The sequence below is a fragment of the Nocardia sp. NPDC055029 genome (assembly GCF_053608525.1).
This window is the reverse complement of record NZ_JBSGVQ010000008.1, coordinates 1-25,437: the sequence shown is the minus strand read 5'-3', so window position 1 is coordinate 25,437 and position 25,437 is coordinate 1. Positions and strand designations below refer to the sequence as shown.

Annotated in this window: 23 protein-coding genes; 8 read left to right on the top strand and 15 right to left on the bottom strand. The window is 69.8% G+C overall.

Annotated features, from left to right (window positions below):
- Positions 1-125: 125 nt before the first annotated feature.
- The 7 genes from ACWF9G_RS09875 to ftsH all read right to left on the bottom strand — a co-directional run bounded on the left by ACWF9G_RS09875 (position 126) and on the right by ftsH (position 6,594).
- Positions 126-1,145, bottom strand: a complete 1,020-nt coding sequence (locus ACWF9G_RS09875) for a DUF6779 domain-containing protein (RefSeq protein ID WP_452514767.1) — start codon at positions 1,143-1,145, stop codon at positions 126-128.
- Positions 1,146-1,213: 68 nt separating this feature from the next.
- A complete protein-coding gene (locus tag ACWF9G_RS09870; protein ID WP_379309238.1) occupies positions 1,214-1,687 on the bottom strand; it encodes a DUF3180 domain-containing protein in 474 nt (157 codons plus the stop codon).
- A complete protein-coding gene (folK, locus tag ACWF9G_RS09865; RefSeq protein WP_379309240.1) occupies positions 1,681-2,220 on the bottom strand; it encodes a 2-amino-4-hydroxy-6-hydroxymethyldihydropteridine diphosphokinase in 540 nt (179 codons plus the stop codon). The genes ACWF9G_RS09870 and folK overlap by 7 nt, the downstream gene beginning before the upstream one ends.
- Complete coding sequence (folB, locus tag ACWF9G_RS09860; RefSeq protein WP_379309241.1) at positions 2,217-2,639, bottom strand: dihydroneopterin aldolase; 423 nt, start codon at positions 2,637-2,639, stop codon at positions 2,217-2,219. Before folB ends, folK begins: the two co-directional genes overlap by 4 nt.
- Positions 2,636-3,505, bottom strand: coding sequence for a dihydropteroate synthase (folP, locus tag ACWF9G_RS09855; protein ID WP_452514766.1), 870 nt, complete (start codon positions 3,503-3,505; stop codon positions 2,636-2,638). The genes folB and folP overlap by 4 nt, the downstream gene beginning before the upstream one ends.
- Entirely contained in the window at positions 3,502-4,131 is a 630-nt protein-coding gene (folE, locus tag ACWF9G_RS09850) for a GTP cyclohydrolase I FolE (RefSeq protein WP_452514859.1), read from the bottom strand. Before folE ends, folP begins: the two co-directional genes overlap by 4 nt.
- 117 nt (positions 4,132-4,248) lie before the next feature.
- On the bottom strand, positions 4,249-6,594 hold the full coding sequence (ftsH, locus tag ACWF9G_RS09845) for an ATP-dependent zinc metalloprotease FtsH (RefSeq protein ID WP_452514765.1): 2,346 nt from the start codon (positions 6,592-6,594) through the stop codon (positions 4,249-4,251).
- A gap of 276 nt (positions 6,595-6,870) precedes the next feature.
- Here ftsH and ACWF9G_RS09840 point away from each other — a divergent pair, with 276 nt between their 5' ends.
- The gene (locus tag ACWF9G_RS09840; protein ID WP_379309244.1) at positions 6,871-7,806 is read left to right on the top strand and encodes a hypothetical protein; all 936 of its coding nucleotides are present in this window, start codon (positions 6,871-6,873) and stop codon (positions 7,804-7,806) included.
- 23 nt (positions 7,807-7,829) lie between these two features.
- On the opposite strand, the gene ACWF9G_RS09835 is transcribed toward ACWF9G_RS09840, so the two are convergent.
- Positions 7,830-8,684: a DUF1266 domain-containing protein gene (locus ACWF9G_RS09835; protein ID WP_379309245.1), complete on the bottom strand. Its 855-nt coding sequence runs from the start codon at positions 8,682-8,684 to the stop codon at positions 7,830-7,832.
- A gap of 97 nt (positions 8,685-8,781) precedes the next feature.
- Between ACWF9G_RS09835 and ACWF9G_RS09830 the strand changes: the two genes are divergently transcribed.
- The gene (locus tag ACWF9G_RS09830) at positions 8,782-9,054 is read left to right on the top strand and encodes a DUF2277 domain-containing protein (RefSeq protein WP_378849199.1); all 273 of its coding nucleotides are present in this window, start codon (positions 8,782-8,784) and stop codon (positions 9,052-9,054) included.
- Here the strand turns inward: ACWF9G_RS09830 and ACWF9G_RS09825 are convergent.
- A complete protein-coding gene (locus ACWF9G_RS09825) occupies positions 9,039-10,262 on the bottom strand; it encodes a PucR family transcriptional regulator (protein ID WP_452514764.1) in 1,224 nt (407 codons plus the stop codon). The genes ACWF9G_RS09830 and ACWF9G_RS09825 overlap by 16 nt on opposite strands.
- A gap of 106 nt (positions 10,263-10,368) precedes the next feature.
- Here ACWF9G_RS09825 and ACWF9G_RS09820 point away from each other — a divergent pair, with 106 nt between their 5' ends.
- The 3 genes from ACWF9G_RS09820 to ACWF9G_RS09810 all read left to right on the top strand — a co-directional run bounded on the left by ACWF9G_RS09820 (position 10,369) and on the right by ACWF9G_RS09810 (position 14,036).
- The gene (locus tag ACWF9G_RS09820; RefSeq protein ID WP_452514763.1) at positions 10,369-11,931 is read left to right on the top strand and encodes an aldehyde dehydrogenase family protein; all 1,563 of its coding nucleotides are present in this window, start codon (positions 10,369-10,371) and stop codon (positions 11,929-11,931) included.
- Positions 11,928-12,746 carry an SDR family oxidoreductase gene (locus ACWF9G_RS09815; RefSeq protein ID WP_452514762.1) on the top strand — a complete coding sequence of 273 codons (819 nt, stop codon included), beginning with the start codon at positions 11,928-11,930 and terminating at the stop codon, positions 12,744-12,746. Before ACWF9G_RS09820 ends, ACWF9G_RS09815 begins: the two co-directional genes overlap by 4 nt.
- Positions 12,747-13,139: 393 nt before the next feature.
- Positions 13,140-14,036 (top strand): LysR family transcriptional regulator, encoded by an 897-nt coding sequence (locus ACWF9G_RS09810; RefSeq protein WP_189029631.1) that lies wholly within the window; start codon positions 13,140-13,142, stop codon positions 14,034-14,036.
- Here ACWF9G_RS09810 and ACWF9G_RS09805 read toward each other — a convergent pair.
- The gene (locus tag ACWF9G_RS09805; RefSeq protein WP_452514761.1) at positions 14,033-15,382 is read right to left on the bottom strand and encodes an amidase; all 1,350 of its coding nucleotides are present in this window, start codon (positions 15,380-15,382) and stop codon (positions 14,033-14,035) included. The genes ACWF9G_RS09810 and ACWF9G_RS09805 overlap by 4 nt on opposite strands.
- 222 nt (positions 15,383-15,604) lie before the next feature.
- Here ACWF9G_RS09805 and ACWF9G_RS09800 point away from each other — a divergent pair, with 222 nt between their 5' ends.
- Together ACWF9G_RS09800 and ACWF9G_RS09795 are read left to right on the top strand one after the other, a co-directional pair.
- The gene (locus tag ACWF9G_RS09800; RefSeq protein WP_452514760.1) at positions 15,605-18,022 is read left to right on the top strand and encodes a serine/threonine-protein kinase; all 2,418 of its coding nucleotides are present in this window, start codon (positions 15,605-15,607) and stop codon (positions 18,020-18,022) included.
- Between the two features lie 41 nt (positions 18,023-18,063).
- Complete coding sequence (locus ACWF9G_RS09795) at positions 18,064-19,959, top strand: serine/threonine-protein kinase (RefSeq protein ID WP_452514759.1); 1,896 nt, start codon at positions 18,064-18,066, stop codon at positions 19,957-19,959.
- On the opposite strand, the gene hpt is transcribed toward ACWF9G_RS09795, so the two are convergent.
- The 4 genes from hpt to dacB all read right to left on the bottom strand — a co-directional run bounded on the left by hpt (position 19,950) and on the right by dacB (position 24,196).
- The gene (gene hpt / locus ACWF9G_RS09790) at positions 19,950-20,501 is read right to left on the bottom strand and encodes a hypoxanthine phosphoribosyltransferase (RefSeq protein WP_110041409.1); all 552 of its coding nucleotides are present in this window, start codon (positions 20,499-20,501) and stop codon (positions 19,950-19,952) included. The genes ACWF9G_RS09795 and hpt overlap by 10 nt on opposite strands.
- A 23-nt stretch (positions 20,502-20,524) precedes the next feature.
- Complete coding sequence (gene tilS / locus ACWF9G_RS09785) at positions 20,525-21,532, bottom strand: tRNA lysidine(34) synthetase TilS (protein WP_452514758.1); 1,008 nt, start codon at positions 21,530-21,532, stop codon at positions 20,525-20,527.
- 141 nt (positions 21,533-21,673) lie between these two features.
- Positions 21,674-22,738, bottom strand: coding sequence for a zinc-dependent metalloprotease (locus tag ACWF9G_RS09780; protein ID WP_452514757.1), 1,065 nt, complete (start codon positions 22,736-22,738; stop codon positions 21,674-21,676).
- A 12-nt stretch (positions 22,739-22,750) separates the two neighbouring features.
- Positions 22,751-24,196 carry a D-alanyl-D-alanine carboxypeptidase/D-alanyl-D-alanine endopeptidase gene (gene dacB / locus ACWF9G_RS09775; protein ID WP_452514756.1) on the bottom strand — a complete coding sequence of 482 codons (1,446 nt, stop codon included), beginning with the start codon at positions 24,194-24,196 and terminating at the stop codon, positions 22,751-22,753.
- A 258-nt stretch (positions 24,197-24,454) separates the two neighbouring features.
- Here dacB and ACWF9G_RS09770 point away from each other — a divergent pair, with 258 nt between their 5' ends.
- Entirely contained in the window at positions 24,455-24,943 is a 489-nt protein-coding gene (locus ACWF9G_RS09770; protein ID WP_379309255.1) for an inorganic diphosphatase, read from the top strand.
- Between the two features lie 76 nt (positions 24,944-25,019).
- On the opposite strand, the gene ACWF9G_RS09765 is transcribed toward ACWF9G_RS09770, so the two are convergent.
- The gene (locus ACWF9G_RS09765) at positions 25,020-25,247 is read right to left on the bottom strand and encodes a hypothetical protein (protein ID WP_379309256.1); all 228 of its coding nucleotides are present in this window, start codon (positions 25,245-25,247) and stop codon (positions 25,020-25,022) included.
- Positions 25,248-25,437: the final 190 nt, after the last annotated feature.

Sequence of the window (25,437 nt, the reverse complement as noted above, 5' to 3'; positions counted from 1 at the left end):
TGGCTCAGTGACGTCGGCGGCCTGTGGTCGTGGCGCGGGTTGCGGTTGCCCGTACCCGGCGAGTTACCCATGTGCATTGCGAAATCAGTGATCGCCGGTCTGATCCAAGGATCGGCTGACTTTCACTATCGGGAGGTGGACTCCGATTCGAGGTTGGCCATGATGTCGGCCACGGATAGGCGTGGGGCGCCCTCTTCTTCGGCGCGGCGACGGCGGCGGGAGCTGGTGCCGACGGTCGGGCCGGTGGTCGGCTCGGCCGAGGTGGTGGTGCCGGTGGGCGCGGGTTCCGGGGTGCCGTTCTGGACAGGCGCGCCGTTGGTGGCGGGGGTGACCGTCTCGCCCAGGTCGTCGATCTTCCTGGTGTTCGGGGACGACAGGCGCGGCGGCGGGGTCTTGCCGTTGGCCGGGGCCGGGGCCGGGGTCGGCTCGGTGGGTTGCGCAGCTGCGGCTTCGGCCTGCTGGGCTTCGGCGTAGTCGTCGAGCTGGACCGCGGAGGTCTCTGCGGTGACCGGGTCGTCGTAGGGGTCGGCGAAATTGGCCGAAACCGGTTGCATGAAGACCGGTTTCAGCGCGCTGGGGGGTTGCTGCCATGGGCCGAACCAGGCGGCGTTGGCATCCACCGGGCTATCGGCGAAATCGTGGTCGGCGTCGTCGAAGGCGTCGAAGCCCGCGGCGGGCAGGGCGTCGATGCGGACCGCGTCGGCTTGCAGGGCCAGTTGCTCGTCGGGGAGCGCGCCGTCGAACAGGACCTGCAGGTTCTGGCGCAGCAGGGCGAGTTCGGCGCGCAAGGCGGCGATCTCGGAGGTGTCGGCGCCGACTTCGGCGCGCACCCGCGCCTCGATGCCCATCTCGTACTCGCGGCGCGCGTTGATCTCACGTTCGAGCTGCAACTCGTACACCGTCTGGAGATCGCGCACCTTGGCCTTGTCGACCGCGGAGTCCTTGCGATACCGGGTGGCCGCGAGGGCGCCGATCACGGCCGCCCACAGGGCCGCTACCAGGCCTACTCGTACATATTGGACGTTCTCGCTGAAGATCAGGAAAACACTTGCCGTCAGACCGAGCAGGATGAGCACGCCGATGAAGAGCTTTCCCGCGTCGTCCCGCCGTCGACGGGGCGGAGTGCTACGGGAGGGTGAAACCATGTGGGCCAGGGTAGCCGGAATATGCTGGTCGGCCCACCAAACTGCGCGGTGATTCCATTCGCAAATTGCTAGGTGGTAGCGGGTTCGTCCGGCGGCTCCTCCGGCGCCCGGCAGCAGTACTCCAGCCACAAAGCCGCAGCAACCAGGGCGGAACCAGCCAGCACACCGACCACGGCGCCCGGCGAATCCGCCGCGGCCGCCGTCACGGTGCCGCGCTGTGGGAATACCCACAGCAGGAATCCCAGCCACACACCCGCCGCCAGCGAACCGACCTGCAGCGAGGCCTTCGCCAGGGCGACCGCGCGCGCCACATTGATCGGATGCAGTTCGTCGGTCCCGTCGCCGATCTTCTCGTCGGCGATCTTGGCCTTGATGACGTAGCCGAGCGCCGCCTCGATCGCGGCGACCGGCAGCAGCGAGGCGCCCGCCGCCACCGAGATCGACGGGAAGGTCGAATACGCGAAGCGGGTGGCGACCCAGGCGATCGCCGCGGCGACAACCACGTTCAGCGCGAGATCGAGCACCCGGGTCGGTTTCAGCACGGGCGCGCGCTCTCGTCCCGCAACACGAGGTCGGTGCGCACCACGCCGGCGCGCTCGGCCGGATCGAGGCCGGCGAGCAACTCGGCGATCGGTACGTCGGCGCCGTCGACCCGCAGTCGCGCCGACGGGTCGACGTCGAGCCACGGGACCAGGACGAAGGCCCGGTTGTATGCCTGGGGATGGGGCAGGATCAGGGCGGGATCGGCGTCGCGGGCGATGGCGGCGCCGGTGGCGTCGGTGCACGTCACCACGTCGACGTCGAGTGTGCGCGCACCCCACCGCACCTCGCGGACCCGGCCCGCCGCCTGCTCGAGCTCCTGGCCGAAGCGCAGCCAGGCGTAGTCGTCGAAGGCCGGATCCTCGGCCACGACAACGGCATTGAGGTAGTCGTCCTGGTCGACGCCGCCCCACGGGGCGGTCGTGTAGACCGGCGAGACCGCGAGCACCCGCTCCCCCAGCGCGTCGACGACACCGCGCAGATGCGCGAGCCGGTCGCCCAGGTTCGAGCCGATCGACAGGACGGCGCGCGTCATCGGCGCGGCCCCGGTTCCGCCGTGCGGAAGCGGGTTGCCACCACGCGGACGTCGGCGAAGGTGTGCGGGATCGGCGCCGACGGCTTGTGCACGACCGCCTCGACCGCTTCGACCCGCGGGTCGGTCATCACGTCGTCGGCGATCTCGGAGACCACCGTCTCGATCAGATCGCGCGGCGGACCGGCCACGATGCGCACCGCGCGCTCGGCGAGCGCACCGTAGTCGACGGTGTCGGCCAGGTCGTCGGAGGCGGCGGCCGCCGCGAAATCGACCCACACCGTCAGGTCGACGACGAACTCCTGACCGTCGCGGCGCTCGAAGTCGAACACGCCGTGTCTGCCGAACACGCGCAGCCCGCGCAGTTCGATCCGGGAGGTCGCGGGCCTGCCCGCGGGCGGGGGCAGCAGCGGTGAGCTCATCGGGTGACTCCTCGGGCGGCGGTGGCTCGGCGCCACGCGTCGACAACGGCGATCGCGTCCAGGGAGGCACGCACGTCGTGCACCCGGACACCCCACGCGCCTTGGCTGGCGGCGATCGCCGAGACCGCGGCGGTGGCGGTCTCCCTGCCGTCCGGCGGACGCGGGCCGGACTCGTCGGCCAGCAGTGCGCCGAGGAAACGTTTACGGGACGCGCCGATCAGGATCGGCAGGCCGCCCGCGACCAGCTCCGGCAGCGCGCCGAGCAGTTCCCAGTTGTGCTCGGCGTTCTTGGCGAAGCCGAGGCCGGGATCGAGGATCAGCCGGTCCGGGTCGACACCGGCGGCGACGGCCAGGTCAACCTGCGCGGCGAGTTCGGCGCGCACCTCGGCGACGACGTCGTCGTAGTGGTCGGCCGGGCCGGTGTGCCGGTAGTCGGCGCCTGCCCGCCAGTGCATAAGGATCCACGGCACGCCGGACTCGGCGACGAGCTTCACCATGTTCGGGTCGGCGCGGCCACCGGAGACGTCGTTGATCACCGAGACCCCGGCGGTCAGCGCCGCCTCGGCGACCTCGGCGCGCATGGTGTCGACACTGGTCGGCACACCGGCGGCGACCAGTCCGCGGATCACCGGAGCGACCCGGGCCGCCTCGGTGGCAGGATCGACCCGGTCGGCGCCCGGCCTGGTCGACTCACCGCCGACATCGACGATGTCGGCGCCCGCCGAATAGAGCGCGATACCGTGCGCGATGGCGAGATCGGGATCGAGATAGCGACCACCGTCGGAGAACGAATCCCCGGTCACGTTCACCACACCCATGACCACACACGAGCGGCCGTTGCGCGCGGTCACGAGGGGCTCGCTCATTTGCGCAGGATCAGGTCCAGCGCCTCGGCTCGCGAGGCGGCGTTGGTCTGCAACAGGCCGCGCACCGCCGAGGTGGTGGTGCTCGCGCCAGGCTTGCGGATGCCGCGCATCGCCATGCACAGATGCTCGGCCTCGATCACCACGATCGCGCCGCGCGGGTCGAGCCTGCGCATCACCGCGTCGGCGATCTGGCTGGTCAGCCGCTCCTGCACCTGCGGGCGCTTGGCGTAGAGGTCGACGACGCGGGCCAGCTTGGACAGCCCGGTCACCCGGCCGTGCGTGCCGGGGATGTACCCGACGTGCGCGACGCCGTGGAACGACACCAGGTGGTGCTCGCAGGTCGAGAACATCGGGATGTCGCGGACCAGCACGAGTTCCTGATGACCCTCGTCGAAGGTCGTCGCCAGCACCTCGTCGGGCTCGGTGTAGAGCCCGGCGAACATCTCCCGGTAGGCGCGGGCCACCCGGGCGGGGGTGTCTTTCAGACCGGGACGGTCGGGGTCCTCGCCGACCGCGAGCAGCAGTTCCCTGACCGCGCGCTCGGCCCGGTCCTGGTCGAACGGGCGACCGGTCGCCAGCGCCGTCAGGTCCTTCGGGCTCGTCGAGCCGAGCTCGCCGTCGGCGATCGACCCGTTCCCTACTGGCTCAGCGACCTTCTTGTTGGCCGACAACTTCTCCGCACCTCCACATGTCGACGCCGGTGATCGTCCGGCATCCGACGGTCGAGCGTAGTTGGCCCGCCGTCAGCGGCGGCCGTTCGGCCCTTCCCAGTCGTTGTTCTCCGGATCGGTGCCGGGCGCGGACTGCTGCGGCGGCTCGCCCCACGGCTGGAACCCGCCACCCGCGTGCCGCGGCTGCTCCGGCTGACCCCACGCATTGCCCTGGCCCTGCGGGGCCTGCGGCTGTTGCGGCTGCTGGGGCTCCTCACGCGGCGGCCAGCCCGGCGCCGACCAACCGGCCGGGGCGCCGTAGTCGGGCCGCGAACCGTGCGTGCCCGACTGACGCGGGAACGCCTGGGTCGGCGCGGCGGGCAGCGGGTAGCCCGTGGCAGGCGGCGCGGGCTGACCGTACTGCGGCGGCTGCGCCGGGTAGCCGTTGGCGGGCTCGAGCGGCGCACCGGCAGGCACCGGCTCCTGCTGGGCGGGCGGCCACGGCTCGCCGCGCTCGGCGGCCAGCTCGCCCGGCGTCTTCACCGGGGGCTTGTCGGACGGGAGCCGGTCACCGAAATCGTTGAACGCGGTGATCCGCGGTCGCTTCTCGACGCCGGCCAGCACCTCTTCGAGGTCCTTGCGGTGCAGGGTCTCGCGCTCGAGCAGCGCGGTCGCCAGCGCGTCGAGCTGCTCGCGGTACTCGCTCAGGATCGACCAGGCCTCGGTGTGCGCTGCCTCGATCAGGTTGCGCACCTCCTCGTCGATCTCGCGGGCCACCTCGTGCGAGTAGTCCGAGCCCTGGCCCATCGAGCGGCCGAGGAACGGGTCGCCCTGCTCCTGGCCGTAGCGGACCGCGCCGAGGCGGGCGCTCATGCCGTACTCGGTGACCATGCCGCGCGCGATCTTGGTCGCCTGGTCGATATCGGAGGACGCGCCGGTCGTCGGCTCGTGGAACACCAGTTCCTCGGCCGCGCGGCCACCCATCGCGAACACCAGCCTGGCGATCATCTCCGAGCGGGTCATCAGGCCCTTGTCGTCCTCGGGCACCGTCATGGCGTGGCCGCCGGTGCGGCCGCGGGCAAGGATGGTGACCTTGTAGACCGGCTCGATATCGGGCATCGCCCAGGCCGCGAGGGTGTGACCACCCTCGTGGTAGGCGGTGATCTTCTTCTCGTGCTCGCTGATGATGCGGCTCTTGCGGCGCGGGCCACCGATGACGCGGTCGACCGACTCCTCCAGCGATTCGCCGGTGATGAGCGAACCGTGCTCACGCGCGGTGAGCAGCGCGGCCTCGTTGATGACGTTGGCCAGATCGGCGCCGGACATGCCGACGGTGCGCTTGGCCAGACCCTCGAGGTCGGCGTCGGGCGAGATCGGCTTGCCCTGCGAATGCACACGCAGGATCGCGCGGCGACCGGCCAGGTCGGGATTGCCGACCGGGATCTGCCGGTCGAAGCGACCGGGGCGAAGCAGCGCTGGATCGAGGATGTCGGGGCGGTTGGTCGCCGCGATCAGGATGATGCCGGTGCGGTCACCGAAGCCGTCCATCTCGACGAGCAGCTGGTTCAGCGTCTGCTCGCGCTCGTCGTGACCGCCGCCGAGGCCTGCGCCGCGCTGGCGGCCGACCGCGTCGATCTCGTCGACGAAGATGATGCAGGGGCTGTTCTGCTTGGCCTGCTCGAACAGGTCGCGCACACGCGAGGCGCCGACACCGACGAACATCTCGACGAAGTCCGAACCGGAGATGGTGAAGAACGGGACGCCCGCCTCACCGGCGACAGCGCGCGCGAGCAGCGTCTTGCCGGTACCGGGGGGACCGTAGAGCAGAACGCCCTTCGGGATCTTCGCGCCGAGCGCCTGGTAGCGGGCCGGATTCTGCAGGAAATCCTTGATCTCGTACAGCTCTTCGACGGCCTCGTCGGCGCCTGCCACATCGGCGAAGGTGGTCTTGGGCATGTCCTTGGACAGCTGTTTGGCCTTGGACTTGCCGAAGCCCATCATGCCGCCGCGACCACCGCCCTGCATGCGCGACATCACGAAGATGAACAGGCCGACCAGCAACACCATCGGCACGATGAACAGCAGCAGCTGGGAAAGCCAGCTCTCCTGCTTGACCACCGTGTCGTACTTCGCGCCGGAGTTCTGCACCGCGTCGAAGATCTGCGCAGAGGTCTCACCGCCGCCCGGGTATTTGGCGACGATCTTGGTGTTGTTGTTCGTCGCCTCGTTGCCGTTGTTCAGTTCGATGCGGAGCTGCTGCTCCTTGTCATCGATCTGGACGTTCTTGACATTGGCTTTGTCCTCCAGCTGGCTGAGCGCCACGGAAGTGTCGACACTCTCCCAGCCGCGCGTGTCATCGCTGAGAAAGCTGAACAGCCAGATCATGAGCATGATGCCCGAGATGATCGCCAAAGTGCGAAACACTGTCTTGCGGTTCATAGAGCGTCGGCCGGACGGCCCAGTCCTTTCCGGTTATTTCTCCGGGTGTGCCTAGCGAAGCGTCGAGATCGGCGGGTTTCGGATGCGGACATGCCACGTTACCGCGTACGGTCTAGTTCGATACATCGCGCAGTTCGGCTGCTGGTGCAGTTGCACTGGTCAACGTTCAGAGCTGGGGAACGGTTCCCGAAAGCTCCGAACGCGTTGTTGCAAGTGGCCACAATCATGTCATGCCCGGCTTATCGTGGGCGACGACACAACTACAGCGCAGGGGGTATGGACATCGTCGAGCTACGAACACCCACAGCGATTCTGCGCCACGGCCGTGGACGGCTCACCGTTCTGCGGCCGGGTACCGACGGCGAGCGGGTTCTCGATGTTCCCATCGCCGACCTGCTCAAAGTGCGGCTGAACCGGCGCGCCGACGACGCTGTCGTCATCGAGATCTTCCTGCGCTATCCCACTCCGGTGCTCACCGGCGTTCCCGCCGACCGCACCCCGCTTCCTGTCCTCATCGCCGAACACGACGTGCCTGCCGCGCTCGGCATCGTCGACCGGATCAACGACCAGATCATGGCAACCCAGCGCATCGATATCGCAGCGCCTGATCTCACCCCGCCCGCGCCGGAATGGGGAAAGTCGGGCCCGGCCAGGGCCGATGTCGAGCGCGCGGTCCGCCGGATGGCGCCGCGCAAGGAGTCCCGCACGGCCGTCAACGCGCTGCACCGCTACGTCACCCCCGACGAATACGTGCTGGAAACCGCGATCGCCGTGGCTACACCGCCCGCTGGCACCGGCACCGGCCTGCTCGCGGCGACCACCACCAGGCTGCTGTTCATCTCCCTCGGCAACGGCGAGCGCTACGCACACGAGCTGGCCGTCGCCGCGATCCTCGGCGCACGCACCGTCGACGGCGCTCGCTCGGCGCCCGGTGAGATCGACACACGGCACGGCGGCTCCGGCATGGACGTCAGCGACGGCAACAGGACACTGCATTTCGCAGGCGCCGACCGCGCCGACACCGAACGGGTGACCTGCGCGGTCAACTTCGCCGTGCGCAGGCAGGCCGCCGACGGCGCCGCAGGGCCCGCCGATCCCGGCGTCTCCCAGCTCTACGCCGAATGGGAATTACTGGTCGAGCGGCACTCGCTCGGCATGGTCGACGACACCCAGTTCCAGCGCTACGGCCGCGGGATTCTCCGCAGCCTGTAGCTCCGACCGGCCGGACCGAACGCTCAATTCGGTTCGGCCTCGGTTTCGGTCTTCTGCTCGGGCTCGTTGAGTTCGATCCGGCGCCACGGGCTGGTCGGGCGGGTCCATAGCCGTAGCAGTTCCATCCGGCGGTCGACGCCGCCGTTCTTCAGTTCGGCGAGGTCCTCGGTGGCCTGCCAGTAGGTCCAGCCCGCGAGGTAGGCGTCGCCGAACTGGCGCCAGTTGCGGTAGCGGCGCTGCGCGGGGGCGAGTGCCCGCATCGCGTACTCCCACGCCACGTCGGCGTCGATGTAGCCCGCGGTGAACGCCATTCTGGCGACCGCGATGACGCGGGCCAGGTCCCAGGCGTGGATGTCGTTGGGCAGGGGCCGGGCCAGGTGATCGGTGAAACCGATCTTGATGGCCTGGGCCCAGATGTCGTAGTCGCGGACCAGCGCCTCGGGGTTGTCCATGCCGCGGAAGGAACCGACCTGGCGCAGGAACGCGCGGTGCCGGTCGGCGCGTTCACCGAAGCGGTCGCGTTCGCTGGCGTTGATCGATGCCATCACCAGCGGGTGCACCAGCGAGTACAGGGGGGCGTGCATGCCTTCGAGGAGTTGTTCCATCGACGCGCGCGCCTCGGTGCCGTCGGTGATGCCCCAGGCGCCGGTGAGGGTGTCGATGGCGAGTTCGCGGCGGTCGCCGAGCGGGTGCTCGCGCTCGGGGCCGAGCAGCATCGCGTCGTGGAAGGCGTCCCAGCGGGTGGAATAGAAGGCGCCGAGGGCGAGCGCGCGAAGTTCATCGTCGCTCACACCGGCACCGGACCAGTGGTCTTCCTCACGCTCGTCCAGTTCCGGGTACGGAAAGGTGGTCAGCGCTGGTACTCCCCTGGCAGGCATGCGGCCGAGTCTAGTGCGGCGGCTGCCTTCCGGGGCCGAGGAGCGAATCTGCTTTCTTGGCCTGCCGTGATCTGCCCCACAGGTCTATTGTTCTGACATGTGTAGAAATATCACCGTCTTGCGTGGTCTGGAGCCTGCCGCCACCGAGCAGGAGATCTACGCTGCCGCCTTGCAATATGTGCGCAAAGTCGGCGGCATCTCCGGGCTGAGCAGCACCACCAAGCCCGCGGTCGACAAGGCCGTCGCCGCCATCGCCGCGGCGACGACGACACTGCTCGCCGAGCTCCCCGATCGACGGGTGCCACCGCCGACCGAACCGCCACTGCGCCGCATCGCGGCCAGGGACGGCGTCGTTCAGGAAACGCCGTAGGCGGCGACGCAATCCAGCGCTATCTCCAGCGCCATCGCTCGCTCGGACACCGGATGTCCGAGGATTTCCTCCACGCGGTGGATCCGGTACCGCACCGTGTTCTTGTGCACGCCGAGCAGGCGCGCCGCTTCCTCCGGGCTCCGCTGCGCGCGCAGATAGGCGTGCAGGGTCGCGCGTAACCGCGTCGCGACGGGGTCGGTTCCGGTGAGTCCGCGCAGCTCGCGGGCGATCAGCCCGCGCATCGCGGCCGTGTCGACCCCGGCCAGGTAGGCGATCTCCACCTCGCGATAGCTGGTGACCGTCCGGCTGCCCTGCTCGGCGACCCGCCGCGCGGCCACCGCTTCCCGATGACTGGCGACGAACCCGTCTACGTGCGCGCCCGGCAGCCCGAACGCCACCCGCACCGGCGCCGCCACCTCGCAGCGCGCGATCCGCCCGGCGATCTCGGCGTCGTCGTCGACGGCCGCCCAGGCCCACAGCCCGCTCGCGCTGGCGGCGACGGTGAGCAGACCGGTCGCGCCCAGCACCGAGGCGATTCTGGCCGCGGCGCGGTCGAGCAGGCCGCCCGGCTCCTCCCCGCCCGCGTCGCCGGTCCACAGCAGAAACGCCAGATGACGCTGCGAGAGCCGGTACCCGAGTCCGATCGAGGCCTGATCCACATCGACCACCGTGCCGGCCAGCAGCGCGCGCACCAGTTCGGTACGGGTGTTGAGCGCATCGCGCAGCACCCGCTCGCGTTCGGCCATGAAGGTGCCGGTGAGCGCCTCGACCGACAGGCCCATCCAGGTGGTCGATCGCTCGAACATCCGCAGCAGCACCGCCCGCTCGAGTTCCGGCGGCAACTGACCTTCGCCGACGGTCTCGGTCATCACCGCCAGCGCCTCGGCCAGGCCCGCCCGGTAGGCGCGCAGCAGTACCCGCACGTCGAGGCCGCGGCGGGCGATGGTTCTGGCCAGGACATGCGCTTCCTCGGGGAGCGCGAGATCGTCGGTGTCGGTGGCGAGTCCACCGAGCACCACCCTGGCGTGCGCGCGGGTGCTGGCGGCCAGGTCCCGGCGCAGGTCGGGCTCGTCGAGTTCCGGTGAACCGGCGAGCACGGCCGCGTCGAGGCGCGCGACGACACGCTCCAGCGTCTGCGTGCGCAGCAGTTCGAGCACGAACTCGGCGAACCAGCCGCGCACCTGTTCGCCGATTTGTTCTCCAGACACCAAATAATCCGATTTCGTTGACGGGAACGGCCAAGAATCCGTGCCCTCATTGTGCCAGGCTGATAGTTGGTGAACTGAATCACACAACGCAGTGGGGAGCACGACAGTGACCGAACTCGACCAGACCGCCGCGGCCGAAGCCCAGGTGATCGCGGTGCGCAATCCAGCGACCGGTGAACAGACCGGCTCGGTGCCGATCGTCGCGCCGGACGAGGTGGCGGCCGCGGTCCGGGAACTGCGCCTCTTCCAGCCCGAATGGGAGGCGATCGGGCCGGAGGGCCGCAAGAAGTGGCTGCTGAAGATGCAGGACTGGATGATCGACAACACCGAGCACCTGGCCGCGGTCCTGCAGTCCGAGACCGCCAAGCCGCGCGTCGACGCGCTCATCGACCCTGCCTTCGCCGTCGACCTCCTCGGCTACTACGCGCGCCGGGCGGGCAAGTTCCTCGCCGACGAACACCCCTCCCCGCACAGCCCGCTCGCGCGGGTGAAGTCGCTGACCGTCGCCTACCGCCCCTACCCCGTGGTCGGCGTGATCACGCCGTGGAACTTCCCGCTCGCGATGCCGGCGATCGACGTGTTCCCCGCGCTGGCCGCGGGCGCTGCGGTGATTCTCAAGCCGTCGGAGGTGACGCCGCTGTCGGCGGTCGAGCTGGCCCGCGGCTGGGCCGAGATCGGCGCGCCGCCGGTGTTCAAGGTGGTCACCGGCGCCGGCGCGACCGGCGCGGCCGTCGTCGAGAACGCCGACTACATCCAGTTCACGGGCTCCACCGCGACCGGCCGCAAGATCGCCGCCGCCTGCGCCGAGCGGATGGTGCCCTACAGCCTCGAACTCGGCGGCAAGGACCCGGCGATCGTGCTGGCCGACGCCGACATCGACCGCGCCGCGCACGGCATCGCCTTCGGCGGCATGTTCAACGCCGGGCAGGTCTGCATCTCGGTGGAGCGGGTCTACGTCGAGGCGCCGGTCTACGACGAGTTCGTCACCAAGCTGACCGCCGCCGTCGCCGCCCTGCGCCAGGGCGAGGACGGGCGCGAATCCAAGAACGACGTGGGCGCGCTGGCCAACGAGAACCAGGTGCGCATCGTGCAGCGCCACGTCGACGAGGCGATCGCGGCGGGCGCGCGGGCGACGACCGGTGGCAAGCGCACCGGCGTCGGCACCTTCTTCGAGCCGACCGTGCTCGTCGACGTCGACCATTCCATGTCGTGTGTCGCGGAGGAGACCTTCGGGCCGACGCTGCCGGTGATGAAGGTGGCCGACGAGGCCGAGGCGATCCGGCTGGCCAACGATTCGATCTACGGCCTGTCGGCCTCGGTGTGGACCGGGGACAAGGCGCGCGGCGAGCGGGTGGCCAGGCAGCTGGACGCGGGCGCGGTCAACATCAACGACGTGTTCTCCAACCTGTTCAACCCGGCGATGCCGATGGGCGGCTGGGGTCTGTCCGGTGTCGGCGCGCGCTGGGGCGGGGCGTCGGGTCTGCGCAAGTACTGCCGCGCGCAGGCGATGACCAAGCCGAAGATCCCGACCATGAGCAAAGAGCTGTTCTGGTACCCGTACGACATGAACAAGCTCGTCGTCATGGTCAGCGCGATGCGGGTCGCCGGTGCGCGCGGCATCCGCCGGATCGACCTGCCCGCGGTGTGGCGGCTCAAGGGCGGCAAATGAGCACGGCGGTCCGCGATCTCGTCGTCGTGATCACCGGTGGCGCCCGCGGCATCGGACTCGCGACGGCCACGCGGCTCCAGGAGCTCGGCGCGCGGGTGGCGATCGGCGACATCGACGAGCCCGCGGTGAAAGCGGCAGGCGATTTCGCGCTGTCGGGCGCGCTCGACGTCACCGATCCGGTCTCGTTCGAGGCGTTCCTCGACGAGGTCGAGCGCACCGTCGGCCCGATCGATGTCCTGATCAACAACGCGGGCATCATGCCGACCGGCCTGCTGGTCGACGAGCCCGACCGGGTGACCCGCCGGATTCTCGAGATCAACGTCTACGGCGTGATTCTCGGGTCCAAGCTCGGTCTGGCCCGGATGCTGCCGCGCGGGCGCGGGCACGTCATCAATATCGCCTCACTGGCAGGCGAGACGCACATCCCCGGGCTGGCGACCTACAACGCCAGCAAGCACGCGGTGCTCGGCTTCACCGACACCCTGCGCGAGGAGTATCGCGGGTCGGGCGTGCGGTTCTCGGCGGTGTTGCCGACACTGACGAAGACCGAGCTGGGCGCCGGGGTGAAGGGCAACTGGTTGTTGAAGCCCGCCGAACCGGAGCAGATCGCCGCGGCGATCGAGGGGTTGATCGGATCGCCGCGCTCGAAGGTGCGGGTGTCGGCGTTCGCGGGCTATCTGTCCCGGTTCGTGAACCTGCTGCCCGAGGCCGTCGGTGACGGTCTCGGGCGGGCGCTGGGGTCGAGCACGGTCTTCCTCGACGATGTCGACAGGTCGGCGCGGCGCGCCTACGAGGAACGCGCTCGCGAGAACTGAACATCCGGAATCCGGCCGCGCGAGCACGGCTCGCCGCGGCCGGAATCCGCACACCGAAACCTCTTTGTGACGAAAGTCACTGTGTCGCAGCCCTTCCGGCGCGAACAGAGGTCAGCGGTCTGTTTCATCGCTCGCCCGCGCCGTCGGGACGCGCGCCACATCGCGCCGAATCGTGTGAATCCGGACGCATTTCCGCTGGTCAACCGCCCAGCAGTCGCACGCCCGCCGCTCAGCGTCCGGTGACCGCGCACCAATGACGCCTCAATGGTGCAGCGCACCATGTCAGGCCATATGCTGTGCATTACCAACCTGGTGACTGTTTTGATCCACCTCCGCGAACTTCCTTGCCCGTTTTGGCTGGATTTTCCCGACCGATTCTGATAGCAAGGTGCTATGGACCCGCATTTGCGCGATCTGCGGTATTTCGTCGCCGTCGCTGAGGAACTGCATTTCACCAACGCCGCCCAGCGGTTGCACATCGCTCAGCCGACGTTGTCACGCCAGATCCGCCAGCTCGAACGCCAGCTCGACGTGGTCCTGTTCGACCGCAACCAGCGCAGTGTCGCCCTCACCGTCGCCGGTAAGGAACTGCTCGAAGGCGCACGCAAGATCCTCGAGCTGTGGGAGGTGACCAACGTCTCCCTGCAGGAAGCAGGCGAAGTGCTGCGCGTCGGTATCCAGTCCGCGCTCGGCCGCGGCCTGCTCAACGACCTGGAGAGCGCCAGCGGCCACCGCCTCGCCCTGCACGCCGCCTCCTGGAACGACCCGTCCAGCGGCCTGGCAGGCCGTCAGGCCGACCTGGCCCTGGTGTGGCTGCCGCTGCCCGACCCCAACCGCTACCGCTGGCAGGTGCTGCGCACCGAGCCGCGCTGGGTGCTGCTGCCCGAGACCCACCCGCTCGCCGAGCAGGAGACGATCGAGTTCGCCGATCTGCTCGACGAGCCGTTCATCGCCCTGCCGACCGAGGCGGGCGCGGTCCGCGACTTCTGGCTCGGCAACGACGCCCGCGGCGGCCGGGCCGCCAAGATCGGCGCCGAGGCCGCCACCCCGGAAGACAAGCTCGAGGCCGTGAGCCTCGGCCTCGGCGTATGCCTGCTGGCCGAGAACAACGTCCCGATGTACCGCTGGCCCGGCCTGACCGCGCGCCCGGTCGCCGGTCTCACCCCGTGTGAGCTGGCGGTGGCGTGGCGGGCCGACGACACCCGCCCGACCATTCTGGAATTCGCCGGTCGCGCCGTCGACGGTGGTTTCTCCGAGCCGCAGCCGGTGCAGACCCCGATCGCGGTCTAGTTCGTCAGCTCCAGTTGGGCGGCGAGGCCGAGCAAGGTGGCCTCGCTGCCCGGCGGACCGGCCAGTTGCGCCGCGAGCGGGGTGTGCGCCTCGGGATGGGTGCCCATCGGCACCGACGCGGCGGGCCAGCCGACCAGATTCCAGATGCCGGTGAACGGCGCGTAGCGCGCCGAGGCGAGGACATTCGCGATCCAGCCGCGCCCGCTCCACTGTTTGGCCTTGGGCGGCGGCGCCGCGAGCGTCGGCGTGATCACCACGTCGAAGTTCTCGAAGAAGTCGACAAGTCCGGCCTCGATCCGGTCGACCTGGTTCGGCCGCACCAAGCCCAGCCGCCGGATCAGCCTGCCCAGCGCGAGGTGCCGTTTGGTGCGGCGTTGCAGCAGTTCGGGGTGCGGTAGCGCCGCGGCGTCGGCCAGGCCCGCGCTGGGCCAGCGCAGCATCATCGCCAGCGCCGTGTCGCCGTAGGGCAGTTCGACCGGCTCGACCAGGTGCCCGGCCGCCGCCGCCCGCGCACCCGCGGTGCGCGCTGCCGCCGTCCAGTGCCGATCCATCCGGACCAGTCGCGACGGCGGAGCCACGGCGAGTCCGATGCGTAGTCGCTGCGGAGCGCGTAGCTCGGCCAGATCGGAGCGTCCCGCCAGCACCGACAACGCCAGCGCCGCGTCCGACACCGTCGTCGCGAGTACGCCGTTCTCGGCCATGCCCGCCCAGGAATCGACGCCGATATCCGCGGGCACCACCTGACGACCCGGCTTGATCCCGAAGACGCCGCAGGCCGCGGCGGGCACCCGGATCGAGCCGAGCCCGTCGTTGCCGTGCGCGATCGGCACCAGCCCCGCGGCCACCGCGGCGGCCGCGCCACCCGAGGAGCCACCGGCGGTCCGGCCGACATCGCGCGGATTGCGGGTGACGGTCCCGTCCTCGTCGGTCGTCGCCCACAGGCCGAGTTCGGGCATCGCCGTCACCCCGACGACGATCGCGCCCGCGGCCCGCAGCCTGGTGACCACCGGATGGTCGGCGGGCTCCGGCTCGGCCGGACTGGCCGCCGACCCGGCCCGCAGCGGCACACCGGCGACCGCGATGTTCTGCTTCACCGCCACCGGCACGCCTGCCAGCGGCAGCTCGTCCAGATCGTCGCGGGCGGCCAGCTCCAGCGCCTCGGCGCGGGCCTGTTCGGCGCGCACGACGGTGAACGCGTCGATCTTGCGATTCTCCGAGGAGATCCTGGTCAGTGCCTCGGTCACCACGTCGAGGGGCGTGATGGTGCCCGCGCGTACCCGGGCGGCCAGCGCCGCCGCCGGGCCGCCGATGGGGTATTCGTCGGCAGGTGGGTGGGAAGGGTTCATCGCCACCTCAGCGTCCGTCACGCCGTCGTCGTCGACGGACTCCCATGCTACCGCTGTGAGGTCATCGTGCATGTGCGGATTCGCCCCCGTCGCATGGTCGTCGAAATTCGGGTGATCTGCTCTCGAGGCGCAAGTTATCATTCGGGTACGGCTCGGGGGCCGATGGTGTCGGGTGTGGCGGAAGGAATTTCGCTCCGATCCGCGCGAACCTTAGGTCGGTTGATGATCGATAAGACCGGAAGCGACGAACTGCCCGACGCGAGCGCCGGACGGTCGGCAAACGTGCGCGGCGACATGGTCGACGCGTTCACCCAGGCATGGGGTTCCGCGGCCGGTCAGCCGCCCGATATGGCCGAATTCCTGCCCGACGCGCGGACCCTGCGCAGGCAGGCGCTGCACGAACTGATCCGCATCGATCTGCGCAATCGATGGCTGCACCACACGGGCGCCGATGTCACCCGCAAGCGCCTCGCCCACTACTGCGCCGAGTTCCCCGAACTCGATCCGGCGACGCTGCCCGCCGGGCTGGTGTTCGAGGAGTTCGTGATCCGCAGGCACAGCGGCGAGCGCGTCGACCCACGCGACTGCCTGCGCGAATACCCGGATCAGGCGCCCAGCCTGCGCGCTCTGCTCAACGCCGACGAGCTCGAGCAGAGCACCCATCGCACCGACGACCCCGATCCGACGGTGAACCAACCGCCCGATCCCACTCGTACTACCCAGGTGACCACGCCCGAGCTCGACCTCACCGCGACAGCGACCTCGGCGGCGACCGCGACCTCGGTGGCGACCGCCGCAGCGTCGTCGCCGGGCGCGTTCGAGCCACTGGACCGGATCGAGATCGGCCAGCGCATCGGCGATTTCGAGCTGCTGACCGGCCTGGGCACCGGGGCGTTCGCCCGAGTCTTCCTGGCCAGGCAGACCTCGATGCAGCGGCTGGTCGCGGTGAAGATCTCCGCCGACCGCGGCACCGAACCGCAGACCCTGGCCCAGCTCGACCACGACTACATCGTGCGGGTGTTCGATCAGCAGTTGCTCGACACCGACGACACCGCGCCGTCGGGCGCCCGCCGCTTGCGCCTGCTCTACATGCAATTCCTGCCCGGCGGCACCCTGCTCGGACTCCTGCGCTGGGTGCGCGCGACCCCGCCCGACGAGCGCAGCGGCAAACTGCTGCTCGACGCGGTCGACGCGGCCATGGAGGAGAAGGGCGAGATCCGCCCGACCGATTCGAGCGTCCGCGCCGAGCTGGCCGCGCTGAGCTGGCCGGAGACCGTCGCGTGGCTCGGCAGGCGGCTCGCCGAGGCCCTCGACTACGCGGCCACGCACGGCGTACTGCATCGCGACGTGAAACCGGCGAATGTCCTGCTGACCGCGGAGGGTGTGCCCAAGCTGGCCGACTTCAACATCAGCTTCAGCCGCACCGTCGCCGGGACCAGCCCGGTCGCATATTTCGGCGGCTCGCTGTCGTACATGTCCCCAGAGCAGCTCGAGGCCTGCCATCCCGGGCTCGGCCGCACCGCCGCCGACCTCGACACCCGCGCCGACATCTATTCGCTCGGCGTCGTCCTGTGGGAGCTGCTGACCGGCGCGAAGCCGTTCGACGACAGCACCGCCGAGGCCGCGGGCAGCGGCGACGAGACCACCCTCGAGGCGATGCTGGAACGGCGCACCAGCGGCGTCGACCCGGTCGCGCTCGACCGGGTGCCCGCGGACTGCCCGTCCGCGCTGCGCCGGGTCCTGCTGACCTGCCTAGAACCCGACCGCGCGCACCGCTGGCCCGACGGCGCGGTGCTGGCCAAGCAGTTCGACCTGTGCCTGGACGAGCGCGCGCGAGACCTGACCGACCCGCCGCCGAAGAGCTGGCGGCTGCAGCTGCGCCGGTTCCCGTTGCTGGCGATGGTGGTGGCCATCGGCATCCCGAACGCGCTCGCTTCCTGGTACAACATCATGCACAACGAGACGCTGGTCGTGAGCAGACTCAGCGAAGCCGCGCAGCAATCGTTCGTGGTGATCACCACCGCGGTGAACCTGGTGTTCTTCCCGATCGGCACGGTCGTGCTCATCTATCTGGCCAGGTTCGTGCTCTCGGTCCCCCGCGGCATGCGGCACGACAGGCGCTACGATCCGGCGACGCTGCGCCGCACGAGACACGACACCCTGCGGGTCGGCGACCGTGCGGTGATCGTCACGAGCTCGCTCTGGGCCCTGTCGAGCGTTACCTTCCCGATCTCCCTGCACCTGGCCGCAGGCGACGTCCCCGCCCGCGCCGTCATCCACTTCCTGGCCTCGCTGCTGGTCTGCGGCGCGATCGCGGCCGCCTACCCGTTCTTCCTGGTCACCTTCTACATGGTCCGCTGCATCTACCCGATCTTCCTGCGGCACGGCGAGATCAGTGCCGACGACAACGCCTGGCTGCTCGCCCTGAGCCGCCGCTGCACCTGGTACCTCGCGGTCGCCGCGTCGGTGCCCTTGCTCGCCGTGGCGGGCGTGACCTTCCTGCCGCCCGGCGACATCCCCGAGGTGATCCTCGCCGTCCGGGTGCTGTGTGTCGGCGGCATCATCGCCTTCATCGGCTCCTACGTGCTGTTCCGTGCCCTCGAAGCCGACCTTGCCGCACTGGAGCGGGTCGTCAGCTGACCCGATGAACCCCGCGGCCGTCCGCGGCCGTATCCCCGAATGTGAGCTCGACACGCACCACCGAGGTGACCAGGCCCGCGCTCGACCGCACCGCCACCGCGCACCCGACCGATCGCCGTGGGCTCGACCGGATCGAGGTCGGCACGCGAATCGGTGATTTCGAGCTGCTCACCGAGCTCGGCTCCGGCGCGTTCGCCCGCGTCTTCCTGGCGCGGCAGCGGGCGATGCAGCGCCTGGTTGCGGTCAAGATCTCCGCCGACAGCGGCAGCGAGCCACAGACCCTGGCCCAGCTCGACCACGACTACATCGTGCGCGTGTTCGACCAGCAGCTGCTCGACGCGCCCGCCGACGACTCGCCCCGGCTGCGGATGCTGTACATGCAGTTCCTGCCCGGCGGGACGCTGCTCGACGTGCTGCGCTGGGTCCGCGCGACCCCGCCCGAAGAGCGCACGAGCGGCCTGCTGCTCGACGCCGTCGACGCGGCCATGAAGGAGAAGGGCGAGATCCGCCCGACGGACTCGGCGATGCGCGCCGAGATCGCAGGCCTGAGCTGGCCGGAGACCGTCGCGTGGCTGGGCGCCAGGCTGGCCGCCGCGTTGCAGCACGCGGCGGGCCACGGCGTGCTGCACCGCGATGTGAAGCCGGCCAATGTCCTGCTCACCGCCGAGGGCGTGCCCAAGCTCGCCGATTTCAACATCAGCTTCAACCGCTCGGCGGGGACCAGTCCGGTGTCGTACTTCGGCGGCTCGCTGGCGTACATGTCCCCGGAACAGCTCGAGGCCTGCCATCCGGGTCGCGATCGCAACGCCGCCGACCTCGACACCCGCGCCGACATCTACTCGCTCGGCGTCCTGCTGTGGGAGCTGCTGACCGGCGCGAAACCGTTCGACGACACCACCGTGCCCGACGACGACCTGCACCCCGAGCGCGCACTGGACGCGGCCCTGGCCCGCCGCAACGCGGGCGTGGATGTCGGCCAGGTGCCCGCCGACTGCCCGGCCGCCCTGCAACGGATACTTCTGACATGCCTGGCCGCCGACCGCGCCGACCGCTGGTCCGACGGCGCGATGCTGGCCGCGCAATTCGACCTGTGCCTGGACGAGCACGCCCGCGACCTCACCGACCCACCGCCGCACAGCTGGCGAATCCGGTTGCAGCCGTACGTGTTCGCGCTACTGGCGCTGTCGATCGCGCTCCCGAACGTACTGGCGGCCTACTACCAGCGTCAGCTGAACACGACGCTGATCCACAGCCGGCTCGACCCGGACACCCGCGCCACCCAGCGCGCCGTCGCCGATATCACCAACCTGATCTTCTTCTCGGCGGGCGGGGCGACCCTGATCTATCTGGGCAGAAGACTGCTGACCATTCCACACCAATTGCGCACCGGTCGGCGCTGCGATCCCGAGACCCTCGACCAGGCCCGCCAGGACTGTCTGCGACTCGGCAACCGGGCCGTCGCGGTGGTGTTCGTGCTGTGGATGGCGGCCGGGGTGATCTACGCGGTCACCATCGGGTTGGCCGACCACGATCTGCCCGCGCGCACAGCACTGCACCTGCTGCTGGTGTCGGCGATCTGCGCCGCCATCGCCATGACGTACCCGTACTTCTTGATCACGGTGTACCTGGTGCGCTGCGTCTATCCGATGTTCCTGCACCACGGCCAGGATTTCCGCAGCGACGGCAAGTCGCTGACCGTGCTGGCCACCCGGTGCCGCAGCTACCTGGTTGTCGCGGCGTCCATCCCGCTGCTCGTCGTCGCCAGCGCGACGTTTCTGCCGGTCGCGGACCTGCTGACGACGCTCACCCCGCTCCGCACGATCTGCGTGGGCGGGATGATCGGTTTCGTCGTCTCCTACATCCTGTTCCGGATCATCGAATCCGATATCCGGGCACTACTGCGCGTAACCGGATCACGGACACCGGGTCAGGAGTAGACCTTCGGATCGAGGGTGCCGATGTAGGGCAGGTCGCGGTAGCGCTCGGCGTAGTCGAGGCCGTAGCCGACGACGAATTCGTTCGGGATGTCGAAGCCGACGTGCGCGACCTCGACGGGGGTGCGCAGCGCGTCGGGCTTGCGTAGCAGGGTGACCACTTCCAGCGAGGCCGGGTTGCGGGTGGCCAGGTTGCGCAGCAGCCAGGACAGCGTCAGACCGGAGTCGATGATGTCCTCGACGATCAGCACATTGCGGCCCGCGATGTCCTTGTCCAGGTCCTTCATGATGCGCACGACACCGGAGGACGAGGTGGACGAACCGTAGGACGACACCGCCATGAACTCGAGCTGGGTCGGGATCGGCAGCGCCCTGGCGAAGTCGGTCATGAAGAAGATCGCGCCCTTGAGGACGCCGATCAGCAGAAGGTCGCCCTCGGGAGCGTCGGGTGGGTACCGCTTGGCGACGAGCTCGGCCAGCTCTTCGATCTTGGCCTTGATCTGGTCTTCGGTGATCAGCACCGATGCGATGTCGTCTCCGTACACGGAAGTGGGTGTCCCTTCGGTGGTCATGTGGCATCGTTTCGCGGCTGCTCGCGTACCGTCAGCGTGCCATGCTCGCGCGCCACGACCAACCTGTGGTCCCTCCCACCGCCCGCCACCGCGACGCCGCCCTGCCCGCGCCAGTTGCTCACCAGCTCGTCGATCGCTTGTAAATGGGCGTTCAGCAAGCCGCTCACGCCCTGTTCGGCGAGCCAAGCCCTGATCGTCCTACGCCGCAGAGCCGGTGCGGCAGTGGCCAGAATCTCGACCGACAGTGCTGGTCGATCACTGTCGCCGGGGCCACCGGCGCCCGCGCTCGCCGCACGCAGCAGGTCGGCGGTGAGCACGTCGAGCACCTCGCCATCGGCGCGAAGTTGATCCGCCGTCCGCGCCAGCGCCCGCGCCACCCCGCCCCCGAGCACGTCCTCGAGCAGCGGCAGCACTTCGGTCCGCACCCGCACCCTGGTGTACGCGGGATCGAGGTTGTGCGGGTCGTCCCAGGGTTCGACACCGAGATCGGCACACATCCGCACGGTCTCCGCCCGCCGGACACCGAGCAACGGCCGCCCCCACGGCGGATTCCACGCCGACATCCCGTGAATGGACCGCCCACCCGACCCACGCGCCAACCCGAGCAACACGGTCTCGGCCTGGTCGTCGAGCGTGTGCCCGAGCAACACCGGCCTACCCGCCCGCACCGATTCCAGCGCCGCATACCTGGCCACCCGAGCCGCCGCCTCGACCCCGCCGTCACGCCCGACCTCGACCGGCAGAACCCGCGCTTCCACGCACCCCAGCGCGAGCGCCTGCTCGGCCGCCCGCGCTGCCACCTCCCCCGACCCGTCCTGCAACCGGTGATCCACGACGACAGCCGTCACGTCCCCCGCCTCGACGACAGCCGCGGCAACCAACGCCAGCGAATCAGCTCCCCCGGACAACCCGACGACAACCGGCATCCGCCCACCCCGCGCCGCAACCCACTCCCGAACACCGCGCCGCACCGACAGAACAGCCGACGTCTCAGGCAGCCGCACTGTTCCGCCTCTCCGCGAATTCAGGCCAGACCCGCCTGCCACCAGAGTTGCGTCGGCGGCTGACAGTGATCAGATGGGCAAGTTTGCCCGTACCCGGTGAGTTACCCATGTCCGCACGTTGTTGTCAGTTGTTCGGGCGGGCTACAGCACTCTATTGATCCAGCGCTCTGGGTCATCTACCTCGTCGAGCCGGGGCAGAGTCTCCGCGTTGGTCCACACCGTGTTGAACTCCGCCACCCCGACCCGCTCGACCACCGCATCGACGAACTTCTTCCCCCGCACATACTGCGCGACCTTCGCATCCACCCCGAGCAGCGCCCGCAGCAATCGCTGGATCGGATTGGTCGGCTTCTTCCTGCGCTGGTCGAAGGCGGAGCGGATGTCGGCGACGGTGGGCACCACGGTGGGTCCGACCGCGTCCATCACGTGGTCGGCGTGGCCTTCGAGCAGGGTGCCGAGCATGAGCAGCCGGTCGAGGGCCTCGCGCTGCGGTGGGGCCTGGGCGGCGCGCAGCAAGCCCACGATCCCGCGGCTGTTGGGGTCGTCGGCGGCGTCACCGTTGCGCCGCGCCCGCACCTCGGCGATCAGCCTGCTCAGCATCTCGCTCATCGGTTCCTCGCCGACCTCGCTGAGGATGTCGACATTGGTGCGCATGTAGTCGGTCAGCCACGGCGCCGAGGAGAACTGCACCCGGTGGGTCACCTCGTGCAGGCAGACCCACAGCCGGAAATCGGACGGGTCGACGCCGAGCGCCCGCTCCACGCTGAGGATATTGGGCGCGACCAGCAGCAAGGTGCCGTCCTCGCCGGTGAACGGGTCGTACTGGCCGAGGATCGCGGTGGACAGGAACGCCAGCATGGTCCCGGCTTGCAGCCCGGCGGGCTTGCCGACGAATCTGCCGACCGGGGTGGTGGTGTCGGTGCCGGTGAGCACGGCCATCGAGTCGGCGGCGGCGGTTATCCAGCCTGGCCGGTCGACGATCCTGGCCTCGGGCACCGGCCGGTCGTCGAGCAGTCCGCTGACCTCACGCACCGGCCCTTCGGCCCGCACCGAGGCGGTGGCGAGCTCGGCGACGACCTGTTCGGCGGTCTGCCGCGAGGTGCGCGGCCCGGCCGGCGCCAGCACCGCGCCCGTGCGCGCGGCGAGCCGCCAGTCGACGGCACCGCTGAATCCGGAGGTCGTGCGCCCGGTCTTGTCGTCGGTCATCGCCACCCGCTCTCAGGAGCATCCGCAGTTGCGCAGGGTGCCCGCGACCGCGTCGAGCGCGGGCCTGCTGACCTCCGGCAGTCGGTCGTTGGACATCAGCGCGAAGGTCAGTACCCGTCCGTCACGGTCGAGCACATACCCGACCAACGCGCTCGCGACGCTCAGAGTTCCGGTCTTGGCACGCACCCAGCCTGCGCCCGACCGGTTCTGGGTGACGAAGCGCGGCGCCAGCGTCCCGGTGCCGCCGGCGACCGGCAGGTCGTCCAGCAGCGGCGCGAGAGCCGCTGCGCGCGGATCGTTTTCGGGCCTGGCCTGGGTTCCCGCCACCGTAGAATCGCCGGTCGGCTTGGCCGCGGTCGCGATGATCGAGTCGAGCAGGCGCGGCGGCACCCGGTCGTCGACCGAGAGGCCGCTGTTGTCGGCCAGGTGCAATCCGGCGACGTCGAATCCCGCGGTGGTCAGTGCCGCGGTCGTCGCCGCGACCGCACCGGCGAAGGAGGCTTCGCGTCCGGTCGCCACGGCCAGTTCCCGCCCGATCGTCTCGGCGAGCACATTGTCGGAGTGGATCATCATGTCGTGCAGGCGAACTCGCAGCGGCGCCGATTCCACCTTCGCGATCTCGGCGCCGTTGTGCGCGGCCTGCCCGACCCGCACCGCGGCGGGGTCGACGCCGAGTTCGGCGGCCAGCGCCCGCCCTGCCTCCAGAGCGGGGGTGGAGGTGCGCGGCGAGTAGTCGGCCGACGGATCGAACCGGCCGCCGTCGAGCATGATCGGCTCGATCGGGGTGATCGAGCCCTCCGGGATGTCGATCGGGTCCCAGCCGGCGGCCATGGTCGGCCCGGTGTAGGCGGAGGTGTCGACGACGATCGCGTTCACCTGCCTACCGGACGCCTTGACCTGCGCGGCCAGATCCGCGATCCGGGCGCCGTCGGTGTAGTACCCGCCGTCGGCCCTGGTGGTCAGCGTCGGATCACCGCCCGCGACGAGCACCAGTTCTCCCGGCGCGCCGGCGACGACCCTGGTCGGCACCCGCTGATCGTCGGGCAGCGTGAGCAGCGCGGCGGCGACCAGCATGACCTTGGCCGTCGAGGACGGAATCATCGCCTTGGCCGGCTCCTGGCTCCACAGCACAACGCCGCTGGTCGGATCGGTCACCTGACCGGCGAAACTGCCCAGGTCGGGGCTGCCGACCACCGGCGCGAGCGCGGCGGCGATCCCGGCCGCCGTCGGCGCGGGCGCGTCCGACCTGGCCGGCGTCACCTGCGCGGCGGCCGCCTTGCCCCGCGGCGGCTCGGCGACCGTCAGTCCTCCGTGCCGGAATTCCGGTGACCACGGTTTCGCGATCGCCGCGAACCCGCCCGCGATCACCAGCACCGCGACGACCACCGCGGACAGCCAGATCCACAGCGTCGATCGGCCGCCCCGCGATCCCGTCTTTTCGGCGTTTCGATCGATCACGACCGTCGGTGCTTCGTTGCTATAGGGCGGATGACCCGTTCCGCGCTGATCCATCAGGCCACCCGGCCGGCCGGAATCTCGAACCTTGACATCAACGCCTCACCGATCCTCGACTGTCTCGCCCGACGCGCTTCGACTGCGCGCTGAGCCGCCTGCCGCACCGGTGTTCCAGCACACCACACTATCCTCGTTGCGCAACGGTTCCCCAGAACGATCTGGCGAGTCGGCAGACCGCACTCGAACGAGCAAGGAGATGGCGTGGAGTTCGACGTCACCATCGAGATCCCCAAGGGTTCTCGGAACAAGTACGAGGTCGATCACGAGAGCGGCCGGGTCAAGCTCGACCGGTACCTGTACACCTCCATGGGCTACCCGGCCGACTACGGCTTCATCGAGAACACCCTCGGCGAGGACGGCGATCCGCTGGACGCGCTGGTGCTGCTGCCCGAGTCGGTGTTCCCCGGCGTCATCGTCGAGGCCCGCCCGGTCGGCGTGTACCGGATGACCGACGAGGCAGGCGGCGACGACAAGGTGCTGTGTGTGCCCGCGGGCGACCCCCGCTGGGATCACATCCAGGACCTGGCCGATGTCTCGGAGTTCGAGCTGTCCGCGATCAAGCACTTCTTCGAGCGCTACAAGGACCTCGAGCCGGGCAAGTTCGTCCAGGGTTCGGAGTGGCTGGACCGCGCCGAGGCCGAGAAGATCATCGACGAGTCCTTCACCCGCCTGAAGGAATCCGGCCACTGAGCTGACAGTGCACGAGAAACGGGAAGTCCGAACCAGGTTCGGGCTTCCCGTTTTCGTTGGGCAGGGCTGCGGTGGATCAGTACCAGATGAAAAGATCCCAGCCGTCCCAGGCCTCGGTGCACTCCCAGTAATAGCCGCCGGTGTAAGGCGACTCGCCGTCGGCACGACAGGCGGTCAGCGTGGCGTAGGTGCCGTAGTAGGTGCCGACCGGGCCCGCGGCGGCATTGCCCGCGGCGACCGTCGACACCCCGGCGACGGTCGCGACAGCCAGCAGTCCGGCGGCGATGGTGGATTTGATGCGCATGTCGTGTGCTCCTCTGTGCTCGTTTCGACGTCTTGAACGGTATGGGCGCACCGACGCCGAAACGGGGGGCCTTGCCGCAAGACCCCCCGTGCGCTATACCTTGGAAAGGGAGGCCGGTCGGCCAGGGTCGTGACCGCCGACCTCTCGTCCGCCGACGGGCCCGCACTGGCCGCGGCCGGGATCGACACCC

What these genes read in the sequence shown, in the direction of transcription:
- ACWF9G_RS09875 (WP_452514767.1), bottom strand. Translation starts at nt 1,145, where the DNA reads ATGGTTTCACCCTCCCGTAGCACTCCGCCCCGTCGACGGCGGGACGAC.
- folK (WP_379309240.1), bottom strand. Translation starts at nt 2,220, where the DNA reads ATGACGCGCGCCGTCCTGTCGATCGGCTCGAACCTGGGCGACCGGCTC.
- folB (WP_379309241.1), bottom strand. Translation starts at nt 2,639, where the DNA reads ATGAGCTCACCGCTGCTGCCCCCGCCCGCGGGCAGGCCCGCGACCTCC.
- folP (WP_452514766.1), bottom strand. Translation starts at nt 3,505, where the DNA reads ATGAGCGAGCCCCTCGTGACCGCGCGCAACGGCCGCTCGTGTGTGGTC.
- ftsH (WP_452514765.1), bottom strand. Translation starts at nt 6,594, where the DNA reads ATGAACCGCAAGACAGTGTTTCGCACTTTGGCGATCATCTCGGGCATC.
- ACWF9G_RS09840 (WP_379309244.1), top strand. Translation starts at nt 6,871, where the DNA reads ATGGACATCGTCGAGCTACGAACACCCACAGCGATTCTGCGCCACGGC.
- ACWF9G_RS09835 (WP_379309245.1), bottom strand. Translation starts at nt 8,684, where the DNA reads ATGCCTGCCAGGGGAGTACCAGCGCTGACCACCTTTCCGTACCCGGAA.
- ACWF9G_RS09830 (WP_378849199.1), top strand. Translation starts at nt 8,782, where the DNA reads ATGTGTAGAAATATCACCGTCTTGCGTGGTCTGGAGCCTGCCGCCACC.
- ACWF9G_RS09815 (WP_452514762.1), top strand. Translation starts at nt 11,928, where the DNA reads ATGAGCACGGCGGTCCGCGATCTCGTCGTCGTGATCACCGGTGGCGCC.
- ACWF9G_RS09810 (WP_189029631.1), top strand. Translation starts at nt 13,140, where the DNA reads ATGGACCCGCATTTGCGCGATCTGCGGTATTTCGTCGCCGTCGCTGAG.
- ACWF9G_RS09805 (WP_452514761.1), bottom strand. Translation starts at nt 15,382, where the DNA reads ATGAACCCTTCCCACCCACCTGCCGACGAATACCCCATCGGCGGCCCG.
- ACWF9G_RS09800 (WP_452514760.1), top strand. Translation starts at nt 15,605, where the DNA reads ATGATCGATAAGACCGGAAGCGACGAACTGCCCGACGCGAGCGCCGGA.
- ACWF9G_RS09780 (WP_452514757.1), bottom strand. Translation starts at nt 22,738, where the DNA reads ATGACCGACGACAAGACCGGGCGCACGACCTCCGGATTCAGCGGTGCC.
- ACWF9G_RS09765 (WP_379309256.1), bottom strand. Translation starts at nt 25,247, where the DNA reads ATGCGCATCAAATCCACCATCGCCGCCGGACTGCTGGCTGTCGCGACC.